This window comes from Candidatus Micrarchaeia archaeon (assembly GCA_041653315.1).
GTDB lineage: Archaea > Micrarchaeota > Micrarchaeia > Anstonellales > JAHKLY01 > JAHKLY01.
Map to the genome: position 1 here is coordinate 1 of JBAZFO010000068.1, position 3,390 is coordinate 3,390.

General features: G+C 27.1%; 3 protein-coding genes. 2 read left to right on the top strand and 1 reads right to left on the bottom strand.

Annotation, left to right across the window (positions count from 1 at the left end; all coding sequences use genetic code 11):
* Both WC356_07630 and apgM read left to right on the top strand, forming a co-directional pair.
* Nucleotides 1-1,275: NHL repeat-containing protein (locus WC356_07630; protein MFA5383012.1), on the top strand; the 1,275-nt coding region annotated here is incomplete at its 5' end.
* Between the two features lie 30 nt (nucleotides 1,276-1,305).
* Nucleotides 1,306-2,514 carry a 2,3-bisphosphoglycerate-independent phosphoglycerate mutase gene (gene apgM, locus WC356_07635; protein MFA5383013.1) on the top strand — a complete coding sequence of 403 codons (1,209 nt, stop codon included), beginning with the start codon at nucleotides 1,306-1,308 and terminating at the stop codon, nucleotides 2,512-2,514.
* 46 nt (nucleotides 2,515-2,560) lie between these two features.
* On the opposite strand, the gene WC356_07640 is transcribed toward apgM, so the two are convergent.
* Nucleotides 2,561-3,136 carry a hypothetical protein gene (locus tag WC356_07640; GenBank protein ID MFA5383014.1) on the bottom strand — a complete coding sequence of 192 codons (576 nt, stop codon included), beginning with the start codon at nucleotides 3,134-3,136 and terminating at the stop codon, nucleotides 2,561-2,563.
* Nucleotides 3,137-3,390 lie beyond the last annotated feature (254 nt).

The window sequence follows — 3,390 nt, forward strand, 5'->3', positions numbered from 1 at the left end:
ATTTTTGCAGGGCTGGATAATCAATTGTATATAGCAGATACTGGAAATGACAGGATAGAAGTTTTTTATTCAAATTTAACATTTTTTCAAGATATTGGTAAAGGAAGAGGGGGAGTTTTATTAAATAAACCACAAGGAGTTTTTGTAAATGAAAAATTTGTTTTTGTAGCAGATACAGGCAATAATCGAGTTGTTGTTTTTGATCTTGAAGGAAATCCATTAGAAATTATTGACCCGCAAGAAGAAAATTATATTTTAGATGAACCAAAAGATGTGTTTTTTTACAATGATAAAATATATATTGTAGATTCTGGGAATAGTAGAGTTCAAATTTATAATTTTAATTTAGAATTGCCTAAAAACATTGTTTATGAAAAATTAATAAACGCAGAAGAAAAACTAGAAAATATAGAAAAAATAATTAATCAATCAGAGTTATTTGATATTAAAATAACCTCAGGTTTAGAAGAATATTATAAAGATGCTAATTTTAAATATCTAGAAAAAAATTATACTGCTGTTGAGGATTATTTAGATTTATTTGATAAATATTATTTTGAAGAGTTAGAGGAAATTAATACTGTATTAAAAAAGGAATTAGTTTCTTTAATAAATGAAACAGAGAATAAAATTAAAAAATATGAATTGCAGTTAAACTTATCTGATTCTTTAGTTGAATTAACACATGCTAGAGAATCATATAAAGAAGAGTTATATATTGATTCTTTAAATTCTTTATATCTAGCAAATCAAATACTTTTAGAAAATGATATTCCAATAAAAGTGATAATAGAAACCGATGATTTATTAAAAACTAGGATAGACCAAGCACAGGAGGATTTAGATAATTTAAAACAAAATGTTGAGATATATAAACAAAATATTCCATTTAATTCTTTAGATAATAAATTAGAAGTTGCTATCTCATATTTTAATATAGGAGATTTGGATAATTCTAATGAAACAATATCTTCTTTTGAAGTTGAATTTAATAATGTAGAAACACAATTTAATAATACAAAAAATTTAATAGACGAAACTCTTGCTTTAATCAAACAAGCAGAAGAATTGAATAATTCTTTTTTTGAAAATGAGATAAACAGAGCAAAAAGTATTGTTTATGAGGATCCAGAAGAAGCAAAACAAATAATAGAAAAAATACTTGAAAAATCTTCAGCAAATCCAATAGTCAGTTTAATATTAATTATCATTATATTAGGTATTTTAGCTGTTTTAATTAAAAAAGTAGTTAAAAAAACTTCAAAAAAAGCTTAACTATTAAAATCTTCTTTTCTTTATTTTTATATGGCAGTTTTATTAATGATTTTAGATGGCTTGGGTGGAAAATCAAATAATAGTGCTTTATTAAATTCAAAACATCCAAATATGGATTATTTATTAAAAAATGGTACTTGTGGTTTATTACAGATTCATGAAGATAAAAGAATACCAGAAAGTGAGGATGCACACTTGCAGATTTTAGGTTATAATCCTAAAATTTATTTAAAAGGAAGAGGGCCATTAGAAGCATTAGGAGCAGGAATAAAATTATGTGAAGGAGATATTGCTTTTAGAGCTAATTTCTCAACCATAGCTAAAAATGGAGGGGTTTTAGATAGAAGAGCAGGAAGAATAAAAACAAAAGATGCTAAAAAACTTGAAAAAGTAATAAATTCAATTAAGATACCAAATGTTGAGATAATTTTTAAACAAACAGTAGATCATAGGGGGGTTTTAGTTTTAAGAGGTAAAGGATTATCTCATAAAATCTCTAATACAGATCCAGCACACCCAAAAGAAGGAGTGTTGGTTTCAGATTGGAAGAACAAAAAATATTTACAAAGTAAAGCCCTTAATAATTCTAAAGAAGCTAAAAAAACAGCAGATATTTTGAATAAATTTACAGAATTAAGTATTGAAAAACTTTCAAAAGTTCAATTTAATAAAAAAAGAGAACTGCCTGCTAATATTGTTTTAGTAAGAGGACCAGGTTATTATTGTCCAATTGCTTCAATAAAAGAAAGATTTGGGATGAACTCTGTTTGTATTGCAGGTGCTGCTTTGTATAAAGGGTGCGCTTGTTATACAGGTATGGATATTATTAATTTAAAGGGAGCTACTGGAGATGAAAATACTGATTTAAATGCAAAAGTAAAAGCTTCAATTAATGCCCTTAAAAAATATGATTTTGTTTTTTTACACATTAAAGCAACAGATGTATTTGGGCATGATAAAAATTGCATAAAAAAAGCTGAATTTATTGGAAAAATAGATAAAGCTATAAAACCTTTATTAAACTTAAAAAATACTCCAATAATAATAACTGGAGACCATTCAACTCCTTGTACAGTTGGTGAACATACAAATGACCCTGTTCCAATTTTAATTTATGCAAATGATATACCTAATGATAGAATAAAGGTATTTAACGAGAAAAACTGCGCAAAAGGAGGTCTTGGTTTAATTCAAGGTAGACATCTTATGCCTATAATAACCTATTTATTAGGGCTTTAATTTATTTTTGAATTAGATTTTAAGAAAAAAAAAGAGAATAAAAAATTTATTCTACGTTTGCTACTAATGTTGCTGCTACTGTTCTGTTTCCTGTAAATCCAATTGCTGCATCGCTTTTTAGATTGTATTTTATCCACATTTGTCCTCTTATTTGAGAACCTGGGGTTATTGATGCAATTATTGAACCATCACTTGGATTACATACTTGGATTGCATTTCCGATTCCATTAGTTGTTACTAATTCAGTAAATGTTGCTTGTTGTCTTGGAGCTAATTCAAGATAACCTGGCCCAAAAACACCACCTGCTGTTCTCCAGCAATTAGTGTGTATTTGATCTTTACTGCTTTGACCTTGTATTACCGCAACTTCTAAAATAGTAATAGGTTCACTTAATGAATGTTGAAACATTCCGTAAACATTTCCATTAATTCCTTTTACTACTGGTGTTACCTCATTACATACAAATCCTGCTTCTTCAAATAAACATGATGGAGTTCCTTTTACATATCCACCAAGAATTATTAATAACAATGCTAGGACAATTACAATTACTAATAATGCCCAACCATAAGTCATTAAATATTCCATGGCTGCCTGTCCTTTCTTATTTTTAATATCCATTTCTCAATCACCTCAATCTTCTAGAGATTAATAAAATTAAAAGCTTTAAATTTAAAAATGCTTTTATTGTTTTAGAATAAGTTTAATATAAGATTATCAAAAATTAAGAAAAATAAAAAAAAGAGAATAAAAATTTATTCTACGTTTGCTACTAATGTTGCTGCTACTGTTCTGTTTCCTGTAAATCCAATTGCTGCATCGCTTTTTAAGTTATATTCAACCCACATTTGTCCTCTTATTTGTGAGCCAGCAGA